The organism is Fictibacillus barbaricus (assembly GCF_014635025.1).
In the GTDB taxonomy this organism is placed as follows: Bacteria; Bacillota; Bacilli; order Bacillales; family Fictibacillaceae; genus Fictibacillus; species Fictibacillus barbaricus.
In genome coordinates this window covers 360,820-383,729 of sequence record NZ_BMCE01000002.1, presented here as the reverse complement: position 1 = coordinate 383,729, position 22,910 = coordinate 360,820, and the positions used below count along the sequence as shown (strand labels likewise).

The following is a 22,910-nucleotide window of genomic DNA, read 5'->3' as shown; positions in this document are numbered from 1 at the left end:
ACGAAATGAATTTTGGAAGTATTAGTACCGCAATGGTTACACCGTTCGACAGCAAAGGCAATATCGATTTTGCAAGAACGACAAAACTTGTGAACCATCTGATTAATAATGGAACGGACAGCTTAGTGGTCGCTGGAACTACTGGTGAGTCGCCAACTTTAACAACTGAAGAAAAGCTTGCCTTGTTTAAGCACGTTGTAAAGGTTGTTGATGGAAGGGTTCCTGTTATTGCGGGTACAGGAAGCAACAACACAAAAGCATCTATAGATCTTTCAAAAAGAGCCGAAGAGACTGGTGTGGACGCGTTATTGATAGTAGCTCCTTACTACAACAAACCTAGTCAAGAGGGTATCTTTGCGCATTATAAAGCGATAGCAGATGCTGTTAATCTTCCAATCATGGCATATAACGTTCCGGGCAGAACGATCGTTTCTATATCTGTTGATACAGTAGTTCGATTGGCTGAAATACCGAATATAGTTGCTTTAAAAGACGCAGGCGGAAATTTAGACACGATGGCAGAAATTATTGAAAATACTTCTGATGACTTTTTGCTATATAGCGGTGATGATGGATTGACACTTCCTTCATTAGCTGTTGGAAGTGCTGGTATCGTATCCGTTGCTTCACATGTTATCGGCAATGAAATGCAAGCGATGATTCAAGCGTTCCGTAATGGAGAGAACAAGGAAGCGGCACAACTTCATAGAAAACTTCTTCCTGTCATGAACGAACTGTTTAAGGCGCCGAGTCCAGCACCTGTAAAAACCGCCTTACAATTAAAAGGACTAGATGTAGGCGGAGTTAGGCTGCCATTATTACCATTAAATCATGCTGAAAGAACTGCACTTTCAATGCGCTTAAACGAGTTGAAATAAAGCAAACCGGCCCTCCGGTTTGCTTTTTTATTTTTGAAATGTCGTTTGCTCAGTCTTGTTTTGTATTCCTCTGATACGTTATAATGTTTGTAAGTGACGTGATCGGGATTATTTTTTTACATACAACCTAGGAGGAATATACACATTGTCAAAACAAAATAGAGATAAAATTAAAGTTTTTGCCCTGGGCGGAGTAGGAGAAATCGGCAAAAACATGTATGTAGTGGACACGGGTGAAGAAATTTTTGTTATGGACTCCGGACTGATGTTTCCACAGGAGGAGATGCTTGGGATCGATATTGTAATCCCTGATGTGACCTACCTGAAAGAAAACCTTGAGCGGGTAACAGGAATCTTTTTAACTCATGCCCATGAAGATCATATCGGAGGACTTCCTTATGTTTTAAGACAAGTCCCTGTACCTGTTTTTGGAACTCGTTTAACTTTAGGTTTAGTAGAAGCGAAATTAAAAGAAGCAGGGCTATTACGTTCAACAGAGCTAAACATGATTGAAACGAATCAGAAACTTTCTTTTAACAGTGCCAAAGTAAGCTTTTTTCATGTGAATCATAGTATTCCAGATGCTGTAGGTATTGCAATTCACACGTCACAGGGGATTATTGCAAATACTGGTGATTTCAAGATCGATCATACACCGATCGACGGACAGCATACGGAATTCGGAAAGATTTCAAGGTTAGCAGAAGAAGGAGTTCTATGCTTGCTATCTGACAGTACAAACGCTGAAAGGCCAGGTTCAACAGGTCCTGAAGCACAGGTTGGCCATGAGATTTTAGACGTCTTTCAAACGGCAAAAGGTCGTATCATAATCGCTTCATTCGCTTCAAACGTACATCGTGTACAGCAGGTAATGAATGCAGCTGCGAAAACAAACCGAAAAGTAGCTGTAAACGGAAGAAGTATGGTGAAGGTCGTTGATATCGCATCACAGCTAGGGTACTTAACCATTGAAAAAGATCTTCTTATTTCAATTGATCAAGCAAACGATTACAGTGATGAAAAAGTCGTTATTCTTACAACAGGCAGCCAGGGAGAATCGATGGCGGCACTGTCAAGGATGGCACAAAAATCACATAAACAGATCGCTCTCAGACCTTCAGATACTGTTGTTATTGCCGCTACCCCGATACCTGGTAATGAAACTTCAGTAGCAAAGATGGTCGACAAACTCATGCGTACCGGTGCAGATGTGATATTCGGCCAGAAGAAAGTGCACGTATCAGGACACGGAAGTGCTGAAGAGCTTAAATTCATGCTTAGCATGATGAGACCAAAGTACTTTATTCCGGTGCATGGTGAGTATAAAATGCAGAAAGCTCATCAAAAACTTGCTATTGAAGTTGGCGTTGAAAAAGACAATATCTTTATCATTGATAAAGGTGAAGTTGTTGAGTTTGTTAACGGACAGGCTCAGAAGACGGGCAAAGTACCTTCAGGCAATGTTCTTGTTGATGGACTAGGTGTTGGTGATATCGGCAACATCGTACTGCGCGATCGAAAACTATTATCCCAAGATGGAATATTGGTTGTAGTAGTTACGATCAGCAAAGATTCCCATCAATTGATCTCCGGACCTGAAATAATCTCAAGAGGATTTGTTTATGTTCGTGAAAGTGAAGCATTGCTTCAAGAAGCAAACACAAAAGTCCGTGAAGTCCTTGAGAAATGTATGAACGAAAACATGAAAGAATGGTCTAGCTTAAAATCGAATGTAAGAGATACGTTAAGCCAGTACCTATTCGAAAAAACAAAAAGAAGACCTATGATCATGCCTATCATAATGGAAATTTAACCTGCTGTTTTAGCAGGTTTTTTTATTTTCTCCTCATATGAATGGGAATAACGCCCATACTAAGAAGAACCTAACTTAGAAGGGGTATGAATGATTATGGATCAGACACCGGAAAATGAAACACCGACACCGCAAACCGATGCACCGCCTAAGAAAACGGATGACAGCAGCTCTGGACTTATTCAAAAGATCCAATCACTAGGCCAGACAAATGTCCCACAGATGGAAGGCTCAAGCATTCATTGTTTGACGATCGTGGGACAGATTGAAGGTCACATGCAGCTCCCGCCGAACAATAAAGCGACAAAATATGAACATCTAATTCCACAGCTTGTAGCGATTGAACAAAATCATAAAATTGAAGGACTGCTGGTAATTTTAAATACGGTTGGTGGAGATGTTGAGGCAGGTCTTGCTATCTCCGAAATGATTGCTTCATTATCAAAACCAAGTGTTTCTCTCGTGCTCGGCGGAGGTCATTCAATAGGCGTACCAATCGCTGTCAGTGCCGATTACTCATTTATTGCACCAACCGCTACTATGACCATACATCCCGTAAGACTGACGGGTCTTGTTATTGGAGTGCCGCAAACATTTGAATACTTAGATAAAATGCAGGACCGCGTTATTTCTTTCGTAACGAGCCATTCTAAGATCACAGAAGAACGGTTTAAAGAACTGATGTTTTCTAAAGGAAATTTAACGAGAGACATCGGAACAAACGTGATCGGGACAGACGCTGTTAATGACGGCCTGATAAATGAAGTCGGTGGTGTTGGGCAGGCACTTAATAAATTAAACGAATTGATTGAGCAGAACAAAAAAAATGATAATAATGGGATAAAACAATGATCTGGTATACGATGCAGCCTTACGAATTGATGTTTCCGGAAGCAGGAAACGAGGAGACAACGCAGAATGTTATACTTTATAACAATGTCCCTGTACTTGTTGAACGCATAGGTGATGAAACAAGAATCGTTCAGGTTATGAGCACAGATCCTTCTCATTTTTTATTAGAGGAATGTCAACCGGGAATGGTGCTGCGAAACTTTTAATAAGTCACCTTAGAAATATGCTATACTATTTTCAAGCAGCCTTCTTTTTGCAGGGCTGCTTTTCTTTCCATTTTTGTACATACATACTTAATATTGCGTTGTAGTGAGGTGATTTTATGGCAAAAAACAAAAAAAAGAAAGCAAAAAATAAAGGCAGATGGAAAGAACAGCTGACGTTTGAGATCGCAGGTCTTTCTTTACTAGCTCTTGCTTCGCTTGGATTGGCTAAAATGGGTAATGTCGGCATGGCTTTTGTCCATCTGTTGCGCTTTTTTAGCGGAGAATGGTACGGTGTTCTTTTATTGGGCTGTATTTTAATATCGTTTTATTTGATTTGGAAAAGAAGCTGGCCTCTTTTACTTACAAAAAAATTAGCGGGTGCCTACATCCTGTTTTTTTCCTTTTTGGTCTTAAGTCATCTGACTCTTTTCGAACATTTAACAAACGGCGGAGAATGGAAAGATGCTTCTGTTATACGGAATACGTGGGATCTATATTGGCTGCAGCTTCAGGGGGAAACCTCTACAAACGATCTTGGAGGCGGAATTGCAGGAGCTATCGGATTTGCTCTCTTTTATTTCCTGTTCGGAGCGGGTGGTACAAAGCTGGTTATTTTCTTTCTCATTATAGGCAGCCTCCTTTTAATTTCAGGAAAATCTCTTTCTGTTATCTTGCAAAAACTCGTTGATTTTACAAGTCATGCATCGGCTAAGATGAAAGAATTTGCTCAAGAGAAGAAAACAGCAATAGCTGCTGGACGTAATACAAGAGTGAAGGAAAAGAAAGCACTTAAACCCTCTACTGTTGAGGAAGATGGTGAAACAGAAGAAATTATCATCTCGGAAGAGCCTGTTATTGAAGATTTTACAAAAAGGGTACATCAAACAGACAGCGGGGTGCAATTAAAATTTGCTCCTCAAGTATATGGTGAATCAGAAGAGTCAGACCACACACAAGATGAAAGTAAGGATGAGAATGTGTCTGTTCCTTCACCTTTACCGCCTAACTTTGGTGATGAGGTCATTCAGAACGAACATTACCAGCTTCCGACGATGAAACATTTAAGAACTCCTCAAAACAGTGGTCAGCATAAAGATAAGCAATATGCTGCGAGTAAGAGCAATGCTAAGAAGCTTGAGAAAACATTCGAGAGTTTTGGAGTAAAGGCAAAAGTACTAAAAGTTCATTTGGGACCTGCTGTAACCAAATATGAAGTATATCCTGACGTAGGGGTAAAAGTAAGTAAAATCGTCAACCTTACTGACGACTTAGCTTTGGCATTAGCGGCAAAAGATATCAGGATAGAAGCACCGATTCCAGGTAAATCTGCTGTTGGCATAGAGGTTCCCAATCAAGAGATTTCGATGGTAACACTAAGAGAAGTGCTCGAGGCTCCACAATTTACAGGGCAGCAGTCACCGCTTGCAATTGGTCTCGGCAGGGATATTTCTGGAGAGCCTATTATAGCAGATTTGTCTAAGATGCCTCATTTACTTGTAGCTGGAGCAACAGGCAGCGGTAAAAGTGTTTGTGTCAATGGCATCATAACGAGTATTCTGATGAGAGCTAAGCCTCACGAAGTAAAGATGATGATGATCGACCCTAAGATGGTTGAATTGAATATGTATAATGGAATACCGCATCTTTTAGCGCCCGTTGTAACAGAGCCTAAAAAAGCAGCACAGGCGTTAAAAAGAGTCGTATCTGAGATGGAACGCAGATATGAACTGTTCTCTCACAGCGGAACAAGAAACATTGAAGGATATAATGAATCGATTCGTAAACAAAATGCAAAAGGTGATGCGAAACAGCCTTTCCTTCCATATATAGTTGTAATTGTTGATGAACTTGCAGACCTTATGATGGTCGCATCTGGTGATGTCGAAGATGCGATCACACGGCTTGCCCAGATGGCTCGTGCTGCAGGCATACATTTAATCATTGCGACTCAGAGGCCATCTGTAGATGTTATAACAGGAGTCATTAAGGCTAACATTCCGTCAAGAATCGCCTTTAGTGTTTCTTCCCAAACCGATTCGAGAACAATTCTTGATATGGGAGGGGCCGAGAAGCTATTGGGTAGAGGTGATATGCTCTTCTTCCCATCCGGCGCATCAAAACCTGTTCGGGTACAGGGCGCATTCCTTTCTGATGAGGAAGTTGAAACCATTGTTGATCATTGTGTCAGTCAGCAAAGAGCACAATATCAAAAAGATATGATCCCGACAGAAGAAGCTGAACCCGCTGTTATGGAATCTGAAGATGATCTGTTCTCTGATGCTGTTCGACTTGTTGTCGATATGCAAACAGCTTCAGTTTCCATGCTGCAGCGAAGATTTCGAATTGGTTATTCGAGAGCGGCGAGATTAATTGATACCATGGAGTCAAAAGGAATAGTAGGTCCATATGAAGGATCAAAACCACGTGAAGTACTCATCTCCGCGATGCCGGACGAAAAAGAAGCTTCTAGTTCATAAGGGAAACGAGCTAAAAACTCGTTTCTCTTTATTTTTGCCATATATTTCTATTTTTGTTAAAACCAAAGAATACATATAAAAATTTTGTAAAATTAGTATTTATTTATACAATTAAAAATGGTATAGTAATGTCGATTCTACTAATAATTTGTCATACGTCGAACAACTAGTTAAGGTGGTTTTGGAATGTCAATTAAAGCTGACCATCGCTTGTTATATATTAAAGTGATTGAGAAGTTGAAAAAAGATATTGAAGAAGGCATTTATAAAGAAGGAGAAAAACTCCCATCAGAATTTGAGCTATCAAAACAACTTGGGATCTCCAGGGCTACACTGCGTGAAGCGCTTCGTATACTAGAAGATGAAAACGTACTCATCCGCAAACACGGAGTTGGTACTTTTGTCAGAACTCGTGCTTTATTCTCATCTGGTATTGAAGAACTATACAGTGTGACCGATATGATAGAAAGAGGTGGAAAGCAAGCGGGTACTATATTCCTATCCTCTCAAATGACAGATGTAACTGATGAACTTCTCAACATGTTCAACGATTCTCTTCCTGAAGGTCTAATGATGATGGAACGTGTTCGTACAGCAGATGGGGAACCGGTTGTTTTCTGTAAAGACCATATGCCTGCACATCTTTTTCCTGATAAAGGATTGCATGATTATGAATCATTTTTAGAGATGCTTGAGAAAGTAACTGGCAGACGCGTTATGTATGCGGTTACAAACATTGAACCAATCGGCTACCATGACAGAATTTCTGATATTTTGGAAAGTGACGAACGTATCCCGCTCCTGATTTTAAGGCAAATGCACTACGATCAGTTTGATGAACCAGTTCTTTACTCTTGCAATTATTTTAGATCAGATAAGTTCTTATTCTCTGTCTTAAGAAAGCGCTTATAATTAAAGTCCTTTTTAGGGGGTGATCGGTACTTTTTTTGCAGCACTGGTTAGTCATTAAAATGAAAACATTTACAGGGGGAAAATAAGTTGAAAAAGAAATTAGGTTTAATGGTAACTGCCATGCTGACTGCTGGTACTATTCTTGCAGGATGCGGTAACAATGATGATGGTAAAACTTCAGGTGGAGACAAAAAAGACTTTAAAGTAGCTATGGTAACAGATACTGGCGGTGTAGATGATAAGTCTTTTAACCAATCAGCATGGGAAGGTTTAACGAAGTTTGGCAAAGATAACAGTCTTGCAGAAAACAAAGGCTACAAATACTTGCAATCAACAGCACAAAGTGATTACAAGCCGAACTTAAACTCTTTGATCCGCCAAAAGTATGATCTTGTTTTCGGTATCGGTTTCTTAATGGGAACAGATGTGGAAACGGTTGCTAAACAACAGCCTGATGCTAAGCTTGCAATCGTTGACATGGTCGTAAAAGGTGACAACGTAGCAAACATCACTTTCGCTGAGCATGAAGGTTCATTCTTAGTAGGTCTAGTTGCAGGTATGCAATCAAAAACGAACAAAGTTGGATTCGTTGGCGGTGTAAACAGTGAGCTGATCAAAAAGTTTGAAAACGGCTTTAAAGCGGGTGTTCTAACAGCTAACCCTGATGCAGAAGTACTTGTTCAATATGCAGAAGACTTCAACAAAGCTGAAAAAGGGCAGCAGATTGCAAACACATTCTATCAGCAAGGCGCTGACATCATCTACCACGCTGCAGGCGGAACAGGAATGGGCGTATTCACTGAAGCGAAAAACCGTAAGAAGAACGGTGAAAATGTTTGGGTAATCGGTGTTGACCGTGACCAGCATGAAGAAGGTATGCCTGAAAACGTAACACTTACTTCAATGGTAAAACGTGTAGACCAAGCTGTTTACGAAGTATCTGAGCAAACGATGGCTGGAAAATTCCCAGGCGGAAAAGTTGTTGAGTTTGGTCTTAAACAAGACGGTGTAGGGATCGCTCCAACACAAGAAAACGTTAAAGAAGATGTACTTAAGTCAGTTGAAGATTACAAAAAGAAAATCATCGACGGAGAAGTTAAAGTACCTAAAACAGACGCTGAGTACGAAGAGTTCAAAGCAAACTTAAAGTAATCTTAGTTTAATATTAGGCCAGGACTTGGCAGCAGCCAAGTCCTTCCTTATGTACAAAAGGGGTGAGAGCTTTTAATGGAATATGTAATTGATATGCGCAATATCCGTAAAGAATTTCCTGGTATCGTAGCGAATGACGATATTACATTGCAAGTGAAAAAGGGTGAAATTCATGCCCTTCTAGGGGAGAACGGTGCAGGGAAATCAACGTTGATGAATGTCTTGTTCGGTCTTTATGAGCCAGAACAAGGAGAGATCTTTGTAAAAGGAAATAAAGTGGTGAACAATGATCCGAATATTGCCAACTCGCTTGGTATTGGGATGGTTCATCAGCACTTTATGCTCGTTGATAAATTTACTGTTACAGAAAATATCATTTTAGGAAAAGAACCTACGAAAGGCGGAAGGGTAGATCTTCAGACTGCCGCTAAAGAAGTACAGGCACTTTCTGATCAGTACGGCCTTCATGTAGATCCGTTTGCGAAGATTGAAGATATCTCAGTCGGTATGCAGCAGCGTGTTGAAATTTTGAAAACGCTCTATCGAGGTGCTGATATTCTCATTTTTGATGAGCCGACAGCCGTGTTAACTCCTCAAGAGATTATTGAGCTGATCCAGATCATGAAAAAGCTTGTTAGTGAAGGAAAGTCTATTATCCTAATCACTCACAAACTAAAAGAGATCATGGAGGTTTGTGATCGCTGTACCGTTATCAGACGTGGAAGAGGTGTGGGGACGGTTAACGTTAGTGATTCAAATCCTGATTCACTTGCTGCGATGATGGTTGGTCGTGAAGTCAATTTTAAGGTCGAAAAGGACGATGCCGACCCTAAAGAGGCTGTACTGACAATTAATGATCTTGTCGTTCTTGACAGCCGAAAAGTACCAGTTGTGAACGGATTAAACTTAACTGTCCACGCTGGAGAAATCGTAGGAATTGCTGGTGTTGACGGAAACGGGCAATCTGAGCTTTTAGAGGCTATTACTGGCCTTCATAAAGTTCATGAAGGGTCTATCCGTCTTCGTGATAAAGACATTACCAATAAAACTCCTAGAAGTGTTACAGAGAAAGGGCTTGGACATATCCCGCAAGACCGGCATAAACACGGATTGGTTTTGGATTTCTCTGTTGGGGAGAACATGGTTCTGCAAACGTATTACCAAAAGCCATATTCTAAGTCAGGTATCTTAAATTTTAAACCAATCTATGAAAAAGCAAAAAAATTAATCGCTGAATATGATGTTCGTACACCTGATGCATACACTCCTGCACGGGCACTTTCGGGCGGAAATCAGCAAAAAGCAATCATAGCAAGAGAAGTAGACCGTGATCCGGATTTCCTGATCGCAGCTCAGCCTACTCGCGGTCTTGATGTTGGAGCGATCGAATTCATACACTCTAAGCTGATTGAACAAAGAGATAATGGGAAAGCGGTATTATTAGTTTCGTTTGAATTGGACGAGATCATCAACGTAAGTGACCGAATTGCAGTCATGTATGAAGGAAAAATCGTAGCTGTCGTCGATCCTAAAGAAACGTCAGAACAAGAACTTGGACTTTTAATGGCTGGCGGAAAGAGAGGGACAGTACATGCAGAATAAAAATAACAAAATGAAATATCTTGTGCCTCTTATTTCTGTTTTACTGGGATTATTAATCGGTGGAATCATCATGCTTGTCAGTGGCTATCAGCCGGTTGAAGCATATGTTGCTTTATTCCAAGGGATCTTTGGAGGTTCTTATTATGCCGGTGAAACGATCCGACAAATGTCGCCGCTCATCTTATCGGGTTTAGCTGTAGCTTTTGCGTTTCGTACAGGTTTATTTAATATCGGGGTAGAAGGTCAGCTTCTTGTTGGATGGCTAGCTTCTGTATACGTAGGTATATTTGTAGATGCTCCTGCCATCATCCACATCCCACTAGCGATTCTTGCAGCGGGAGCAGCAGGTGCTTTATGGGGATCTGTTCCTGGTATCTTGAAAGCTAGATTCAAAGTGCATGAAGTTATTACAACGATCATGATGAACTATATCGCGCTTTACAGCACAAACGAGATCATTCGTAACTTTATGCTAGCACCTGGCGAACGTACAGAGAACATCAAGGAATCAGCTTCTTTAGCATCTCCTTTCTTGCAGAGCATAACCGAATACTCCACGCTTCATTATGGAATCATAGTTGCATTAATCGCAGCGGTAATTATGTGGTTCTTGCTGTGGAGAACAACGTTAGGTTATGAGCTTCGTGCAGTGGGGTTCAACCAGCACGCTTCTCAGTATGCAGGAATTAATGTTTCTAAAAACATTGTTCTTTCCATGGCGATTTCAGGTGCATTTGCTGGTATTGCAGGAAGTATGGAAGGCCTGGGTACTTACCAGTATATGACGATCAACGCTGCATTTACTGGCGTTGGTTTTGATGGGATCGCTGTAGCTCTTCTTGGTGCAAACAGCGCGATCGGAGTTGTATTAGGTGCAGCATTGTTTGGCGGATTAAAGATTGGTGCACTAAACATGCAGTCTATAGCAGGTGTTCCAACTGAACTTGTTGGAGTTGTTATTGCTTTAATCATCTTCTTTGTTGCGTGCAGCTATATTGTTCATTGGTTGATGAACCGTGTGAACAAAGGAGGTAAGATCTAATGAGTTTTATGGATATTCTTGCGTTAATTGTTCCTGCGGCAATCGTTTCAGCTGCCCCACTCATCTTTACGGCGCTTGGAGGCGTTTTTAGTGAACGATCTGGTGTAGTAAATATCGGTCTAGAAGGTTTGATGCTTTTTGGCGCTTTTATTGGTGCTGTTACCATATACTACGGGGAGCAATTAGGTTTAGGCGGAGCTTCACCTTGGGTAAGTTTTGTTGTAGCTATGATCGTAGGGGCATTATTTGCATCGATACATGCAGTTGCTAGTATCTCCCTTAAAGCAGATCAAGTTGTAAGCGGTGTGGCGATTAACTTTTTAGCTGCTGGGTTGGCGATCTTTCTAACAAAGAAAATCTTCAATGCTGGACAGACTCCAGTTATTTCAGAAAGAATTTCCAAAAGTGATATCCCATTTCTGTCTGATATTCCGGTTATCGGTAAACTGTTCTTCTCGAATGCTTACTTAACTTCTTATTTGGCTGTATTTGTAGCTTTAATTGTGTGGTATGTCCTATACAAAACGCCGTTTGGTCTTCGTCTTCGTTCAGTAGGAGAGCATCCGATGGCAGCAGACACAATGGGGATTAATGTTACGAAAACACGATATATCGGTGTGTTGTTGAGTGGTGCACTTGCTGGTCTTGGAGGAGCGGTATATGTAGCGTCAATCTCAGGTAACTTTACACACTCTACCATTACTGGACAAGGTTTCATGGCTCTTGCTGCTATGATCTTTGGTAAATGGCATCCACTAGGTGCTCTAGGTGCAGCATTATTCTTCGGTCTAGCCCAAGCGATCAGTATTTCTGGCACTCAGATTCCGGGACTTCAGGATATACCAAAAGTATTCCTGTTGATCGCTCCATATGTTCTTACCATTTTAGCTCTGGCTGGTCTAGTCGGCCGTGCCGATGCTCCAAAAGCACTTGGAACACCATACGAAAAAGGAAAACGATAATAAAAAAGTTCGCCTCCAGGCGGACTTTTTTCCTTTTGTAAGAAGGAATGTCATGCCGGGTATCGAAAATGGGTAAACTAGGATATAGGCTATAATGAAAGGGGTCCTTAATCAATGGGAATTGTTAATCATAAAAAAACCGATCTCCATGGTATGACCGTACATACGATTGAAACAAAAAAGTATAAGACAACTTCGTTTATTCTTCAGATCAAAGAAGCTATTAATGAAAAAAGCGTTACAAAGCGAGCGCTTCTTGCTTACGTGTTGCAAAGCGGTACAAAAGATTTTCCGTCTTCAAAAGAACTTAGGAGTGCTCTTGACGATCTTTATGGAGCAACATTAAACGCTGATCTATCGAAGAAAGGGGAAAATCAGGTGATCAGCATCCGTATGGAAGTAGCGAACGAGAAGTTTTTGTCAAATTCTGAACCTGTTCTAGATAAAGCTTTTCACTTGCTTTCCCAAGTTTTGTTAGCGCCTGCTGAAGAGAACGGTGCCTTTAAAGAGGGGATCGTAAAGAAAGAAAAAAGAAGCCTAAAACAACAGATTGAATCCATTTACGATGATAAGATGAGATATGCCAACAAGCGTTTATTAGAAGAAATGTACGAATCAGAGCCATACCGATTAAATGTATATGGAAATGAAAACGAAGTAGATGCTATTACTTCTAAAGAACTATATGATTATTATAAAGAAGTAGTTAAGAACGATAAGGTAGATCTATATGTAATTGGTGATATTTCAACTGATGAAATGATCGAAAAAGTAAAAAAACATTTTCGTTTCTCTGAAGATCGTAATGAAAAAGAGAATCAGAAACAGGATACTAAAAAGGAAAAGCAGGTCTCAGAAGTAAAAGAAATTTTTGAGGAACAGGATGTACAGCAAGGCAAACTTCATATGGGATATCGCACGTATACTACATACAGTGATGAAGACTATTTTGCTCTACAAGTGTTTAACGGTATTTTCGGCGGATTCTCACACTCCAAACTCTTTATGAACGTTAGAGAAAAAGAAAGCCTGGCTTATTACGCAGCTTCAAGGTTTGAAAGCCATAAAGGCGCTGTATTCGTCATGAGTGGGATTGAAACGGCTAATTATGAAAAAGCTGTAAAAATCATCAAAGAACAGCACGAAGAGATCAAGAACGGAAATATAACTGATGCGGAGTTTGAGCAAACAAAAGCCATGATCAACAACCAAGTTTTAGAAACCATCGATCATCCGATCGGATTGTCAGAAGTGTTGTACCACAATGTTGTAGCAGGTACTAACCGATCGATCGAGGATTGGATGGAAGGGATTAAACGAGTAACGAAAGAGGATATTGTAAAAGTAGCCCAAAAAGTGACACTTGATACCATTTTCTTCTTGAAAGGAGCAGGCACAAATGGGAATGAAAACGTTTGAACAGTTAGACGAAACGTTACACTATGAAGAACTTGAGAACGGTTTAAAGGTCTATGTGTTAGAAAAGAAGGGTTTTAATAAAACATACGCAACATTTACGACACATTATGGATCTGTTGATAACCATTTTAAGCCCCTTGGGAAAGATGAAGATGTTAAAGTTCCGGATGGGATTGCTCATTTCCTCGAACATAAGCTTTTTGAAAAAGAACAAGGTGATGTTTTTCAGGACTTTAGTAAACAAGGTGCCTCAGCGAATGCTTTTACAACATTTAATAGAACAGCTTATCTTTTTTCAACAACGGGTGACGTGAAAAAGAACTTAACAACGTTGATTGACTTTGTACAAGAGCCATACTTTACAGAGAAGACAGTTGAGAAAGAAAAAGGAATTATCGGTCAGGAAATAAGAATGTATGATGATAACCCGGACTGGCGTGTATATTTTGGTCTGATCGAAAATATGTACCATCACCATCCAGTTAAGATCGATATTGCCGGTACTGAAAAGTCCATCGCCAAGATTACGAAAGATGATCTGTACGAATGTTATGAGACCTTTTATCATCCGAGCAACATGATCCTCTTTATTGTAGGTCCGGTAGATGCCGAAGAGATATTGAACTTTGTGAAGGATAACCAATCGAAAAAAACATTTAAAGAAAAAGCTCCAATCGAACGTTTCTTTGAAGAAGAACCAGCAACTGTTGCTAAAGCAGAAAAAGTGATAGAGATGACAGTGCAGACTCCTAAATGCTATATCGGATTTAAGGAAGCAGCTCCAAACCGAAAAGGAAAAGAACTGATGCGTCATGAACTATGTGTGAACCTTCTTTTAGAAATGATGTTCGGAAAGAGTTCACCGAATTATGAAGCATTGTATGAAGAGGGATTGATCGATCAGACTTTCTCGTTTGATTACACAGAAGAAAACGGATTTGGATTTAGTATGCTTGGAGGAGACACACAATCTCCTGATCAATTTGTTCAAAGAATCTCTGAGATGGTCGAATCTTTCAAGCAAGAACCTGTGTCGCATGATGCCTTCGAGAGAGCCCGAAAAAAGAAGATCGGAGCTTTTCTAAGATCGTTAAATTCTCCTGAATTCATCGCAAATCAATTTACCCGGTACGCGTTCAATGAGATGGATCTCTTTGATGTGATCCCAGTTTTTGAATCGCTTGAAGTAAGGGATGTAGAAGATGTGCTTCAAAACCACTTTAAAAAAGAAGCGATGACGGTTTGCCAAGTTAGAAAAAAGAAGTCATAATAATTTTAAAAAAACATCCTGCTGAGCTAGGGTGTTTTTTTAGAGCAATGAGGGATTAAAGTGAAGTTTGCACTAATCACTGGCGCTACAGGTGCTATCGGAAAGAAAATAAGCCATATGCTTGCATCTAAAGGGTACCAGTTGTATTTACACTATAACTCAAATGAAAATACTGCTTTAGCACTTAAGAATGATTTAACAAATCAGTTTAGCATCAACGTTGCTCTCGTTTCTGCAGATCTGTCTAAACCTGAAGGGCCTCAATTTTTATTGGATCAGATTTGTGATCCTTTGGATGTGCTGGTGTACAATTGTGGTGCTGCCCATTATGGGCTGCTTACTGATTTTACAGAACAGTCCATCCGGGAAACGATGCAGCTTCATCTGTTAAGTGCCATCACCGTTTCAAAGGGACTGATCCCATCCATGGTTCAAAAAAAATCAGGTAAACTGATCATGATTTCTTCTGTTTGGGGTGAAGTCGGTGCAGCTTGTGAGACCGTTTATTCGGCTGCAAAAGGCGGATTAAATGCATTTGTCAAAGCACTGTCTAAAGAGGTTGCACCAAGCCATATACAAGTAAACTGTGTATCACCGGGCGTCATATCAACACCGATGCTTGATCAATTTTCTGAAGAAGAAAAACAAGCGTTAGCAGAAGATATTCCGGCTGGTCGATTTGGGAAGCCAGAAGAAGTCGCTCATGCTGTTGAATTTTTGATCAGCAATAAATCAGATTACATATCAGGTCATATATTATCGATCAATGGATCATGGTTTACTTAAAAAAAGCATGTATAAAATATTTAAAACTAAGGGATATTAATGCTGTATCAACCTTGAAGGAGGAGACAGCATGTCTGTATTAGACAACTTTGGCCAATGGAAAAATTTCTTGGCAGAACGCTTAAATCATGCGGAACACGAAGGTATGAACCACGATACGATCTCGAACTTAGCTACTGAGATCGGCGGATACCTTGCTAACCACGTTGAACCAAAAAATGAGGAAGAAAAAGTTCTTGCGGATCTTTGGAAAGTGGCCGATGAAAACGAAAAACACGCCATTGCAAACATGATGGTAAAGATGGTTCAAAACGACGGAAGCCGCTAAAGGTTGAAGGATGTTAAGATTTTTTTCTTAACATCCTTTTATTTTTCTTTCATAATAAATTGAAATCATTTATTATTAGAAACAAGAATAATTGTAGAATTTTGTTTCATTTTGAAAGAATAAGGAGATGAATTATGGGAGAGCAAGAATGGTATTTAGAGTATGAGATACATAAAAACCGGCCGGGTCTCCTTGGGGATATATCATCCTTATTAGGCATGCTTGGGATTAACATCATCACCATTAATGGTGTGGATAACGAGCGGCGAGGAATGCTTCTGATTATTGATAATGATGAAAAGATCAACCGTCTTAAGTCAATCTTAGAATCAATGGATAACATTACGGTAACCAAGTTCCGCAAACCGAAACTTCGGGATCGATTGGCTGTCAGACATGGAAGGTATATAGAACGAGATGCTGATGACAAGAAAACATTTCGGTTTATTCGTGACGAGCTCGGTATATTGGTTGACTTTTTAGCTGAATTATATAAAGTTGAAGGACATAAATTAATTGGCGTTAGAGGTATGCCGCGTGTCGGAAAGACAGAGAGTATTGTTGCATCAAGTGTTTGTGCGAATAAAAGATGGGTATTTATTTCATCAACTTTATTGCGTCAAACGGTAAGGAACATGCTTGCGGATGACGAATATGATTCTGACCATGTTTTTATCATTGATGGTGCTGTTTCGGCCCGAAATATGAACGATAAGCACTGGCAGCTCATACGTGAGGTCATGAGACTCCCTGCAGCTAAAGTAGTGGAACATCCTGATCTTTTTGTTCAGCAAACAGAATATACACTTGATGATTTTGACTATATCATCGAGCTGAAAAGTCATCGTGATGAGGAAATTACATATGAAGCTTTGAAACAAGATCAAACAGGATTCGGAAATCTAGAATGACGTAAGTAGGTGGGAAGGTTGACAGAACTCGGTAAGTTTTTAAGAGAAAAACGAGAAGAAAAAGGAATGTCACTAGAAGAACTCCAAACAGCCACTAAGATTCAAAAACGATATTTAGTGGCGATTGAAGAAGGGAACTACGATGTACTTCCAGGTGCTTTCTATGCAAGGGCCTTTATTAAGAACTACTGTGAAGCAGTGGGTCTCCATTATGAGACGATCTTTGATGATTACGCACACGAAATACCTAAATCAGCAAAAGAACCTGTAACTGAGTTTGAACCTCGATCTAAAAGAGAAAGAACAGGAGTTGCTGAAGAGAACACCTTATTGAAACGGTTAGTTCCTGTATTCCTGATCGGTGTATTGATCATTGTCATTCTCTTTATCGTGTGGAAGCTTCTGCCGGACGGGAATGATGAGGCGAAAAGTGATCAAAGTGATGTTAAAGGAATTGAAGTTGTAGAAGACAAAGATAAGCCAAAGAAAAAAGAAGAACCTAAACAAGAAGAAGAGCAAAAGGAAGAACCTGCCGAAAAAGAGGAAGTTCAAAAACAAACCTTAACAAAAGTAGAAACGAACGGTAAAGTGACGACCTATGATCTCACAAATACCGATAAACTCGTTGTTGAACTGACTGCAACGGGCGACAGCTATGTTGGTATTCAGGATGAAACAAAAAAAAGCTACTTTGACAGCCAGATAAAAAAAGGCCAGACCGAAACTTTTGATCTATCTGTAGCAAAAGAAGTTACCTTAAATATTGGCGCATCACATGTAACATCGGTTAAAATAAACGGGGAAGCTTTTACTTACCCTGTGCCGCCTTCTGAACTAGTTCATCAAAAGATTGTGATCAGAAAAGCTCAATAGGCCATCATTTATTGATTTTGACCGTACTTTGGAGGAATTTGTAGTGAATTTACCTAACAAGATTACCATTTCAAGAATATTTTTAATTCCGCTTTTTATGATTATTCTTCTAGGCGGATTTGATTGGGGGACCTGGACGATAGCGGGTGAAGAACTGCCAGTCACTCATTTTGTAGCAGCGCTTATTTTTATCATCGCATCTAGTACGGACTGGGTTGATGGTTATTATGCACGTAAATATAACCTAGTAACAAATCTGGGGAAATTTTTAGACCCTTTGGCAGACAAGCTTCTTGTTTCCGCTGCACTAGTAGGATTGGTTGAACTTGGTGCTGCACCCGCCTGGATGGTTATTGTTATATTAAGCCGTGAATTTGCCGTAACTGGTATCCGAGCTGTCGCTTCCGCTGAAGGGGAAGTGATCGCAGCTGGCCAGATGGGAAAATTAAAAATGTGGATTCAAATCATTGCTATTTCCGCTCTGTTGCTTCATAACCTCCCGTTTGCCTGGATTGGATTGCCATTTGCAACGATCAGTTTATGGGCAGCAACCCTTATTACCCTATATTCCGGATGGGAGTATTTTGTAAACAGCAAACATATTTTATTAAAATCTAAGTAATGGCTAAAAACAGGAGCAAAATACTCCTGTTTTTTTATTCGATATATATTGAAAGGTCCGAAAAGTTAAAGTGATTGGTTTGTTTTTGTGGATTTTCCTGTTTGGATGCTTTAAGACCACACGATACAATTAGGGAGAGTGAATGATATGAACGCAGAAATAATTGCAGTAGGCAGTGAACTTCTGTTAGGTCAGATTGCAAATACGAATGCTCAATATATTTCCAAAGGACTTGCTGATATTGGCGTAAATGTTTATTACCACTCGGTAGTGGGCGATAATCAGACCCGTCTTTCATCTGTGATCCAAACAGCAAAGTCCCGTTCTAATCTGCTTATTTTTACTGGTGGACTCGGACCAACAAAAGATGATTTAACAAAAGAAACGATTGCAGACATCTTTCAAAAAGAACTGGTTCATGATGAGGCTTCATTAGCATACATAACAAACTATTTTGTTCAAACAAATAGGGAGATGACGCCGAATAATAGAAAACAGGCTTTAATCATTAAAGACTCTACTGTCCTGCCAAATGAAAACGGCATGGCTCCAGGAATGGCCTTTACACATGAAAATGTTACTTGTATTCTCCTGCCTGGCCCACCTAGCGAGATGAAACCGATGTTCAATAAGTCCGTTATACCTTATCTATATTCTAAAATGGACGTACAGATCAAATTGTATTCACGGGTATTAAAGTTTTTTGGAATCGGTGAATCGATTTTAGAAACAAAGCTTCAAGATCTAATTGAAAACCAAACGAACCCGACAATCGCACCTCTTGCTTCGGAACATGAAGTAACAATCCGTCTGACAGCAGCTCATTCTGATGAACGTACGGCGAAAAAACTGTTGGATGAGACAGAGCATAAGATCATGAATCGTGTTTCAACTTATTTCTATGGATATGATGAAGAAACACTGGAAAAACAAACGATTGATCTCTTGCAAGAAAGAAATGTTACGATTGCTTCCGCTGAAAGCTTAACAGGTGGTCTGTTCGGTAAGATCGTAACTGACATTCCAGGTGCCTCAGCTGTATATAACGGCGGTGTTGTTGTCTATTCAACCGCCCTTAAACAAGCACTATTGCATCTGCCAAAAACAATCACAGATAATCACGGAGTTGTGAGCCCAGAGTGCGCGGAATGGATGGCAGCGGAGATCAAGAACCAGACAGGCGCTGACTATGGCATAAGCTTTACAGGTGTTGCAGGACCTGAAGAACAGGAAGGCAAGCCAGTTGGTACCGTTTTTATTGGAATATCAGATAAAAATGGAACACGTTCATATCCTTTAAAACTTGCAGGAAGCAGAAAAGGTATTCGGGAAAAAACGGTTAAGCATGGATTTCGCTTCCTTAATCAATTGGTCAAAGAAGGACAATAAAAAAATCGAATAAATGTTCGTAAAATGATTGGCAAAATGATAAAAAAGAGATATGATAGAGAAGTAGTCAACAACAGAAATAATGAATTAAAAATACATGCTAAACATTTTAGAGGAGTGAATTGAATGAGCGATAGAAAAGCAGCTCTAGATATGGCATTGCGCCAAATTGAAAAGCAGTTCGGTAAAGGTTCCATCATGAAATTAGGTGAGCAGACAGAACAACGAATCTCCACGGTTTCCAGCGGTTCGATAGCACTTGATATTGCACTTGGAATCGGCGGCTATCCGCGTGGAAGAATTATTGAAGTATACGGTCCTGAATCTTCAGGTAAAACGACAGTTGCTCTTCATGCGATTGCAGAAGTTCAGAGAAACGGCGGACAAGCTGCATTTATCGATGCGGAGCATGCGCTTGACCCGGAATACGCGCAGAAGCTTGGTGTAAATATCGATGAGCTATTATTGTCACAGCCTGATACGGGAGAGCAGGCGTTAGAAATTGCAGAAGCACTGGTTCGTTCAGGAGCGATCGATATCCTGATCATCGACTCAGTTGCTGCACTCGTACCAAAAGCAGAGATTGAGGGAGAAATGGGAGATTCGCACGTTGGTCTTCAAGCTCGTTTGATGTCTCAGGCGTTGCGTAAGCTTTCAGGTGCGATCAATAAATCCAAAACGATTGCGGTATTTATTAACCAAATTCGTGAAAAAGTTGGTGTTATGTTCGGTAACCCTGAAACAACTCCAGGGGGAAGAGCGTTAAAGTTCTATTCATCTGTTCGTCTTGAAGTACGTCGAGCTGAACAATTAAAGCAGGGTCAAGATGTTGTCGGAAACAAAACTAAGATTAAAGTAGTTAAAAACAAGGTAGCACCTCCTTTCAAACAAGCAGAAGTTGATATCATGTACGGAGAAGGAATCTCTTATCAAGGTGAGATTCTTGATATCGGTTCAGAAATCGATATCGTTCAAAAGAGCGGTGCTTGGTACTCTTATGAGGGTGAGCGTTTAGGCCAAGGCCGTGAAAACTCTAAACAATTCCTTAAAGAGAACCCTGAGATTTCTTCAGCGATCGTAGCCGAGATTCGAAACTACTATCAGCTAGAAGGTAAAGGAAAAGCAGAAGCAGAAGCTCCTGCTTTAGAAGAAGAATTTGAGCTGACAGAATAGTAATCAGTTAGACTGGTCGATCCGACCAGTCTTTTTTATTTTTTTATGAAAACGTAAATGTTTAGACAAATAATGCTCCTTGCTATTTTGAAGTCAACCTATTATTATAGAAGATTGACTCTCTTGACAAGCCTTGGGCACACCTATAAAATGGAGATATATTTTGATTTCTTATGAAATTAAAAGATATGTATAGAATTTGTACGACATGAATGGTGCACAGCACATGTAACACGAATGACGCCCAGAAATGCAGTATGAAAAGCAGAAAGCAAGAGGAGGTGGAAATATGCCGAGTCTTTTAGTATTCATCTCCAGTTTGCTTGTCTCCCTAGGTGTCGGTGCAATTGTCGGATATCTTGTTAGGAAATCAATTGCTGAAGCGAAGATTTCAAGCGCAGAGCGTGCAGCTGCGCAAATTGTTGAAGATGCAAAGCGCGATGCTGACGCCAGCAAGAAAGAAGCGCTGTTAGAAGCAAAAGATGAAATCCATAAGCTACGTACCGAAGCTGAACGCGAAATTCGCGAACGTCGAAACGAGCTTCAAAAACAAGAACATCGATTGGTTCAAAAAGAAGAGATCCTAGACAGAAAAAGTGAAACTCTTGACAAGAAAGAGGAATCTTTAGAAAGACGTGAGGAATCTCTCACCAAAAAACAGCGACAAATCGAAGAGATTGAAAGCAAAGTGGAGGAATTGCTGGAGGAACAGCAACGAGAGCTTGAGCGCATTTCCAGTATTACCAGAGATGAAGCCCGCCAAATTATCATGACTGAAACTGAAAATGAGATGACGCATGAGTTGGGAATGATGGTAAAAGAAATGGAAAACCGCGCAAAAGAAGAAGCGGACAAGAAAGCAAAAGAAATTCTTTCACTCGCTATCCAACGCTGCGCAGCCGATCACGTAGCAGAAACGACCGTTTCTGTTGTAAACCTTCCTAACGATGAGATGAAAGGAAGAATTATTGGACGTGAAGGACGGAACATTAGGACTCTAGAAACGTTGACTGGAATTGATTTAATTATCGATGATACTCCGGAAGCCGTAATCTTGTCCGGTTTTGATCCGATTCGCCGAGAAATTGCGCGTATGGCTTTGGATAAGCTTGTACAGGATGGAAGAATTCACCCTGCGCGAATTGAAGAAATGGTAGAAAAATCTCGCAGAGAAGTGGACGAGTACATTCGCGAAGTAGGAGAACAGACCACTTTTGAAGTAGGTGTTCATGGACTTCATCCAGATTTAATTAAGATTCTTGGACGTTTAAAGTATCGTACAAGCTACGGTCAAAACGTATTGAAACATTCAACAGAAGTGGCTTACTTGGCTGGATTAATGGCAGCTGAAGTAGGAGAAGACGTTCATCTTGCAAGACGAGCTGGTTTGCTTCATGACATAGGTAAAGCGATCGATCATGAAGTAGAAGGCAGTCACGTTGACATTGGTGTTGAGCTTGCTACTAAGTACAAGGAACATCCAGTAGTCATTAACAGTATTGCGTCTCACCACGGTGATACAGAACCGACTTCAATCATCGCTACACTTGTTGCAGCAGCAGATGCTCTATCTGCCGCAAGACCAGGTGCACGTCGAGAAACGCTAGAAACGTATATTCGCAGACTTGAAAAGCTAGAAGAGATTTCAGAATCATTTGATGGAGTTGAAAAATCTTTTGCTATTCAAGCAGGACGCGAAATTCGTATCATGGTTAAACCAGACATGATAGATGATGTAGCATCATACAGGCTCGCGCGTGACATCACGAAGAAGATCGAAAGTGAATTGGATTACCCAGGTCACATTAAAGTTACGGTTATTCGTGAAACGAGAGCAGTCGAATACGCGAAATAAAGCGGTGGATTCCTTCCACCGCTTTTTTATATTGATTGGTGATAAACTCCGAATCTCTTCCGTATATAGATAAATGGTGATAAATTTGATTTTGCTGAGAAAATGAAATTTTCATCAATACCATTAAACGTTTGCCGATCATTTCATTTTATCACCGATAAAGTTGAATATCCCCTGATTTATTACTGTCAAAGTGATTCATAGTTACCAATAATAAATTATCCTCTCCAGGATATGGTTTGAATCCCAACTGTTAAGGGTACAAGAATACCGGGGTTCTAATTCAAAAGGCAGACTGCAGGGAACAAGGATGTAAGATAAAGAAAAAGTGTAAATTTGTTTCGGCAGGAATACAAGCCTTAATCAATGAATATAGTAGAACAGGTAT

20 protein-coding genes are annotated in these 22,910 nt (G+C 40.2%); all 20 read left to right on the top strand.

The window, feature by feature from the left end:
- Positions 1 to 5 precede the first annotated feature (5 nt).
- The 20 genes from dapA to rny all read left to right on the top strand — a co-directional run bounded on the left by dapA (position 6) and on the right by rny (position 22,522).
- Positions 6 to 878: a 4-hydroxy-tetrahydrodipicolinate synthase gene (dapA, locus tag IEV52_RS11270; protein WP_188402643.1), complete on the top strand. Its 873-nt coding sequence runs from the start codon at positions 6 to 8 to the stop codon at positions 876 to 878.
- Positions 879 to 1,023: 145 nt separating this feature from the next.
- Positions 1,024 to 2,691, top strand: coding sequence for a ribonuclease J (locus IEV52_RS11265; protein WP_188402642.1), 1,668 nt, complete (start codon positions 1,024 to 1,026; stop codon positions 2,689 to 2,691).
- Between the two features lie 96 nt (positions 2,692 to 2,787).
- Positions 2,788 to 3,543: a ClpP family protease gene (locus IEV52_RS11260; protein WP_188402641.1), complete on the top strand. Its 756-nt coding sequence runs from the start codon at positions 2,788 to 2,790 to the stop codon at positions 3,541 to 3,543.
- On the top strand, positions 3,540 to 3,749 hold the full coding sequence (locus IEV52_RS11255) for a YlzJ-like family protein (protein WP_188402640.1): 210 nt from the start codon (positions 3,540 to 3,542) through the stop codon (positions 3,747 to 3,749). The genes IEV52_RS11260 and IEV52_RS11255 overlap by 4 nt, the downstream gene beginning before the upstream one ends.
- Before the next feature lie 116 nt (positions 3,750 to 3,865).
- On the top strand, positions 3,866 to 6,226 hold the full coding sequence (locus tag IEV52_RS11250) for a DNA translocase FtsK (RefSeq protein ID WP_188402639.1): 2,361 nt from the start codon (positions 3,866 to 3,868) through the stop codon (positions 6,224 to 6,226).
- Between the two features lie 186 nt (positions 6,227 to 6,412).
- Positions 6,413 to 7,138 carry a GntR family transcriptional regulator gene (locus tag IEV52_RS11245; RefSeq protein WP_188402638.1) on the top strand — a complete coding sequence of 242 codons (726 nt, stop codon included), beginning with the start codon at positions 6,413 to 6,415 and terminating at the stop codon, positions 7,136 to 7,138.
- Between the two features lie 87 nt (positions 7,139 to 7,225).
- Entirely contained in the window at positions 7,226 to 8,290 is a 1,065-nt protein-coding gene (locus IEV52_RS11240; RefSeq protein WP_188402637.1) for a BMP family lipoprotein, read from the top strand.
- Positions 8,291 to 8,365: 75 nt separating this feature from the next.
- Positions 8,366 to 9,892 (top strand): ABC transporter ATP-binding protein, encoded by a 1,527-nt coding sequence (locus IEV52_RS11235; protein ID WP_188402636.1) that lies wholly within the window; start codon positions 8,366 to 8,368, stop codon positions 9,890 to 9,892.
- Positions 9,893 to 9,902: 10 nt separating this feature from the next.
- A complete protein-coding gene (locus tag IEV52_RS11230) occupies positions 9,903 to 10,934 on the top strand; it encodes an ABC transporter permease (RefSeq protein WP_308464570.1) in 1,032 nt (343 codons plus the stop codon).
- Entirely contained in the window at positions 10,934 to 11,896 is a 963-nt protein-coding gene (locus IEV52_RS11225) for an ABC transporter permease (RefSeq protein WP_188402634.1), read from the top strand. Before IEV52_RS11230 ends, IEV52_RS11225 begins: the two co-directional genes overlap by 1 nt.
- Before the next feature lie 120 nt (positions 11,897 to 12,016).
- Positions 12,017 to 13,315 (top strand): EF-P 5-aminopentanol modification-associated protein YfmF, encoded by a 1,299-nt coding sequence (gene yfmF, locus IEV52_RS11220; protein ID WP_188403888.1) that lies wholly within the window; start codon positions 12,017 to 12,019, stop codon positions 13,313 to 13,315.
- On the top strand, positions 13,296 to 14,585 hold the full coding sequence (yfmH, locus tag IEV52_RS11215; protein WP_188402633.1) for an EF-P 5-aminopentanol modification-associated protein YfmH: 1,290 nt from the start codon (positions 13,296 to 13,298) through the stop codon (positions 14,583 to 14,585). Before yfmF ends, yfmH begins: the two co-directional genes overlap by 20 nt.
- 60 nt (positions 14,586 to 14,645) lie before the next feature.
- Positions 14,646 to 15,371 (top strand): elongation factor P 5-aminopentanone reductase, encoded by a 726-nt coding sequence (ymfI, locus tag IEV52_RS11210; protein WP_188402632.1) that lies wholly within the window; start codon positions 14,646 to 14,648, stop codon positions 15,369 to 15,371.
- 70 nt (positions 15,372 to 15,441) lie between these two features.
- Positions 15,442 to 15,699, top strand: a complete 258-nt coding sequence (locus IEV52_RS11205; RefSeq protein WP_188402631.1) for a DUF3243 domain-containing protein — start codon at positions 15,442 to 15,444, stop codon at positions 15,697 to 15,699.
- 134 nt (positions 15,700 to 15,833) lie between these two features.
- Complete coding sequence (locus IEV52_RS11200) at positions 15,834 to 16,610, top strand: DUF3388 domain-containing protein (protein WP_188402630.1); 777 nt, start codon at positions 15,834 to 15,836, stop codon at positions 16,608 to 16,610.
- 18 nt (positions 16,611 to 16,628) lie between these two features.
- Positions 16,629 to 17,483 carry a helix-turn-helix domain-containing protein gene (locus IEV52_RS11195; protein WP_188402629.1) on the top strand — a complete coding sequence of 285 codons (855 nt, stop codon included), beginning with the start codon at positions 16,629 to 16,631 and terminating at the stop codon, positions 17,481 to 17,483.
- Positions 17,484 to 17,526: 43 nt separating this feature from the next.
- A complete protein-coding gene (gene pgsA, locus IEV52_RS11190; protein ID WP_188402628.1) occupies positions 17,527 to 18,105 on the top strand; it encodes a CDP-diacylglycerol--glycerol-3-phosphate 3-phosphatidyltransferase in 579 nt (192 codons plus the stop codon).
- A gap of 147 nt (positions 18,106 to 18,252) precedes the next feature.
- A complete protein-coding gene (locus tag IEV52_RS11185) occupies positions 18,253 to 19,494 on the top strand; it encodes a competence/damage-inducible protein A (RefSeq protein WP_188402627.1) in 1,242 nt (413 codons plus the stop codon).
- Between the two features lie 126 nt (positions 19,495 to 19,620).
- Positions 19,621 to 20,667 carry a recombinase RecA gene (gene recA, locus IEV52_RS11180; RefSeq protein WP_188402626.1) on the top strand — a complete coding sequence of 349 codons (1,047 nt, stop codon included), beginning with the start codon at positions 19,621 to 19,623 and terminating at the stop codon, positions 20,665 to 20,667.
- Between the two features lie 289 nt (positions 20,668 to 20,956).
- The gene (rny, locus tag IEV52_RS11175) at positions 20,957 to 22,522 is read left to right on the top strand and encodes a ribonuclease Y (RefSeq protein ID WP_188402625.1); all 1,566 of its coding nucleotides are present in this window, start codon (positions 20,957 to 20,959) and stop codon (positions 22,520 to 22,522) included.
- Positions 22,523 to 22,910 lie beyond the last annotated feature (388 nt).

What these genes read in the sequence shown, in the direction of transcription:
- dapA (WP_188402643.1), top strand. Translation starts at nt 6, where the DNA reads ATGAATTTTGGAAGTATTAGTACCGCAATGGTTACACCGTTCGACAGC.
- IEV52_RS11260 (WP_188402641.1), top strand. Translation starts at nt 2,788, where the DNA reads ATGGATCAGACACCGGAAAATGAAACACCGACACCGCAAACCGATGCA.
- IEV52_RS11255 (WP_188402640.1), top strand. Translation starts at nt 3,540, where the DNA reads ATGATCTGGTATACGATGCAGCCTTACGAATTGATGTTTCCGGAAGCA.
- IEV52_RS11250 (WP_188402639.1), top strand. Translation starts at nt 3,866, where the DNA reads ATGGCAAAAAACAAAAAAAAGAAAGCAAAAAATAAAGGCAGATGGAAA.
- IEV52_RS11245 (WP_188402638.1), top strand. Translation starts at nt 6,413, where the DNA reads ATGTCAATTAAAGCTGACCATCGCTTGTTATATATTAAAGTGATTGAG.
- IEV52_RS11235 (WP_188402636.1), top strand. Translation starts at nt 8,366, where the DNA reads ATGGAATATGTAATTGATATGCGCAATATCCGTAAAGAATTTCCTGGT.
- IEV52_RS11230 (WP_308464570.1), top strand. Translation starts at nt 9,903, where the DNA reads ATGAAATATCTTGTGCCTCTTATTTCTGTTTTACTGGGATTATTAATC.
- IEV52_RS11225 (WP_188402634.1), top strand. Translation starts at nt 10,934, where the DNA reads ATGAGTTTTATGGATATTCTTGCGTTAATTGTTCCTGCGGCAATCGTT.
- yfmH (WP_188402633.1), top strand. Translation starts at nt 13,296, where the DNA reads ATGGGAATGAAAACGTTTGAACAGTTAGACGAAACGTTACACTATGAA.
- IEV52_RS11205 (WP_188402631.1), top strand. Translation starts at nt 15,442, where the DNA reads ATGTCTGTATTAGACAACTTTGGCCAATGGAAAAATTTCTTGGCAGAA.
- IEV52_RS11200 (WP_188402630.1), top strand. Translation starts at nt 15,834, where the DNA reads ATGGGAGAGCAAGAATGGTATTTAGAGTATGAGATACATAAAAACCGG.
- IEV52_RS11185 (WP_188402627.1), top strand. Translation starts at nt 18,253, where the DNA reads ATGAACGCAGAAATAATTGCAGTAGGCAGTGAACTTCTGTTAGGTCAG.
- recA (WP_188402626.1), top strand. Translation starts at nt 19,621, where the DNA reads ATGAGCGATAGAAAAGCAGCTCTAGATATGGCATTGCGCCAAATTGAA.
- rny (WP_188402625.1), top strand. Translation starts at nt 20,957, where the DNA reads ATGCCGAGTCTTTTAGTATTCATCTCCAGTTTGCTTGTCTCCCTAGGT.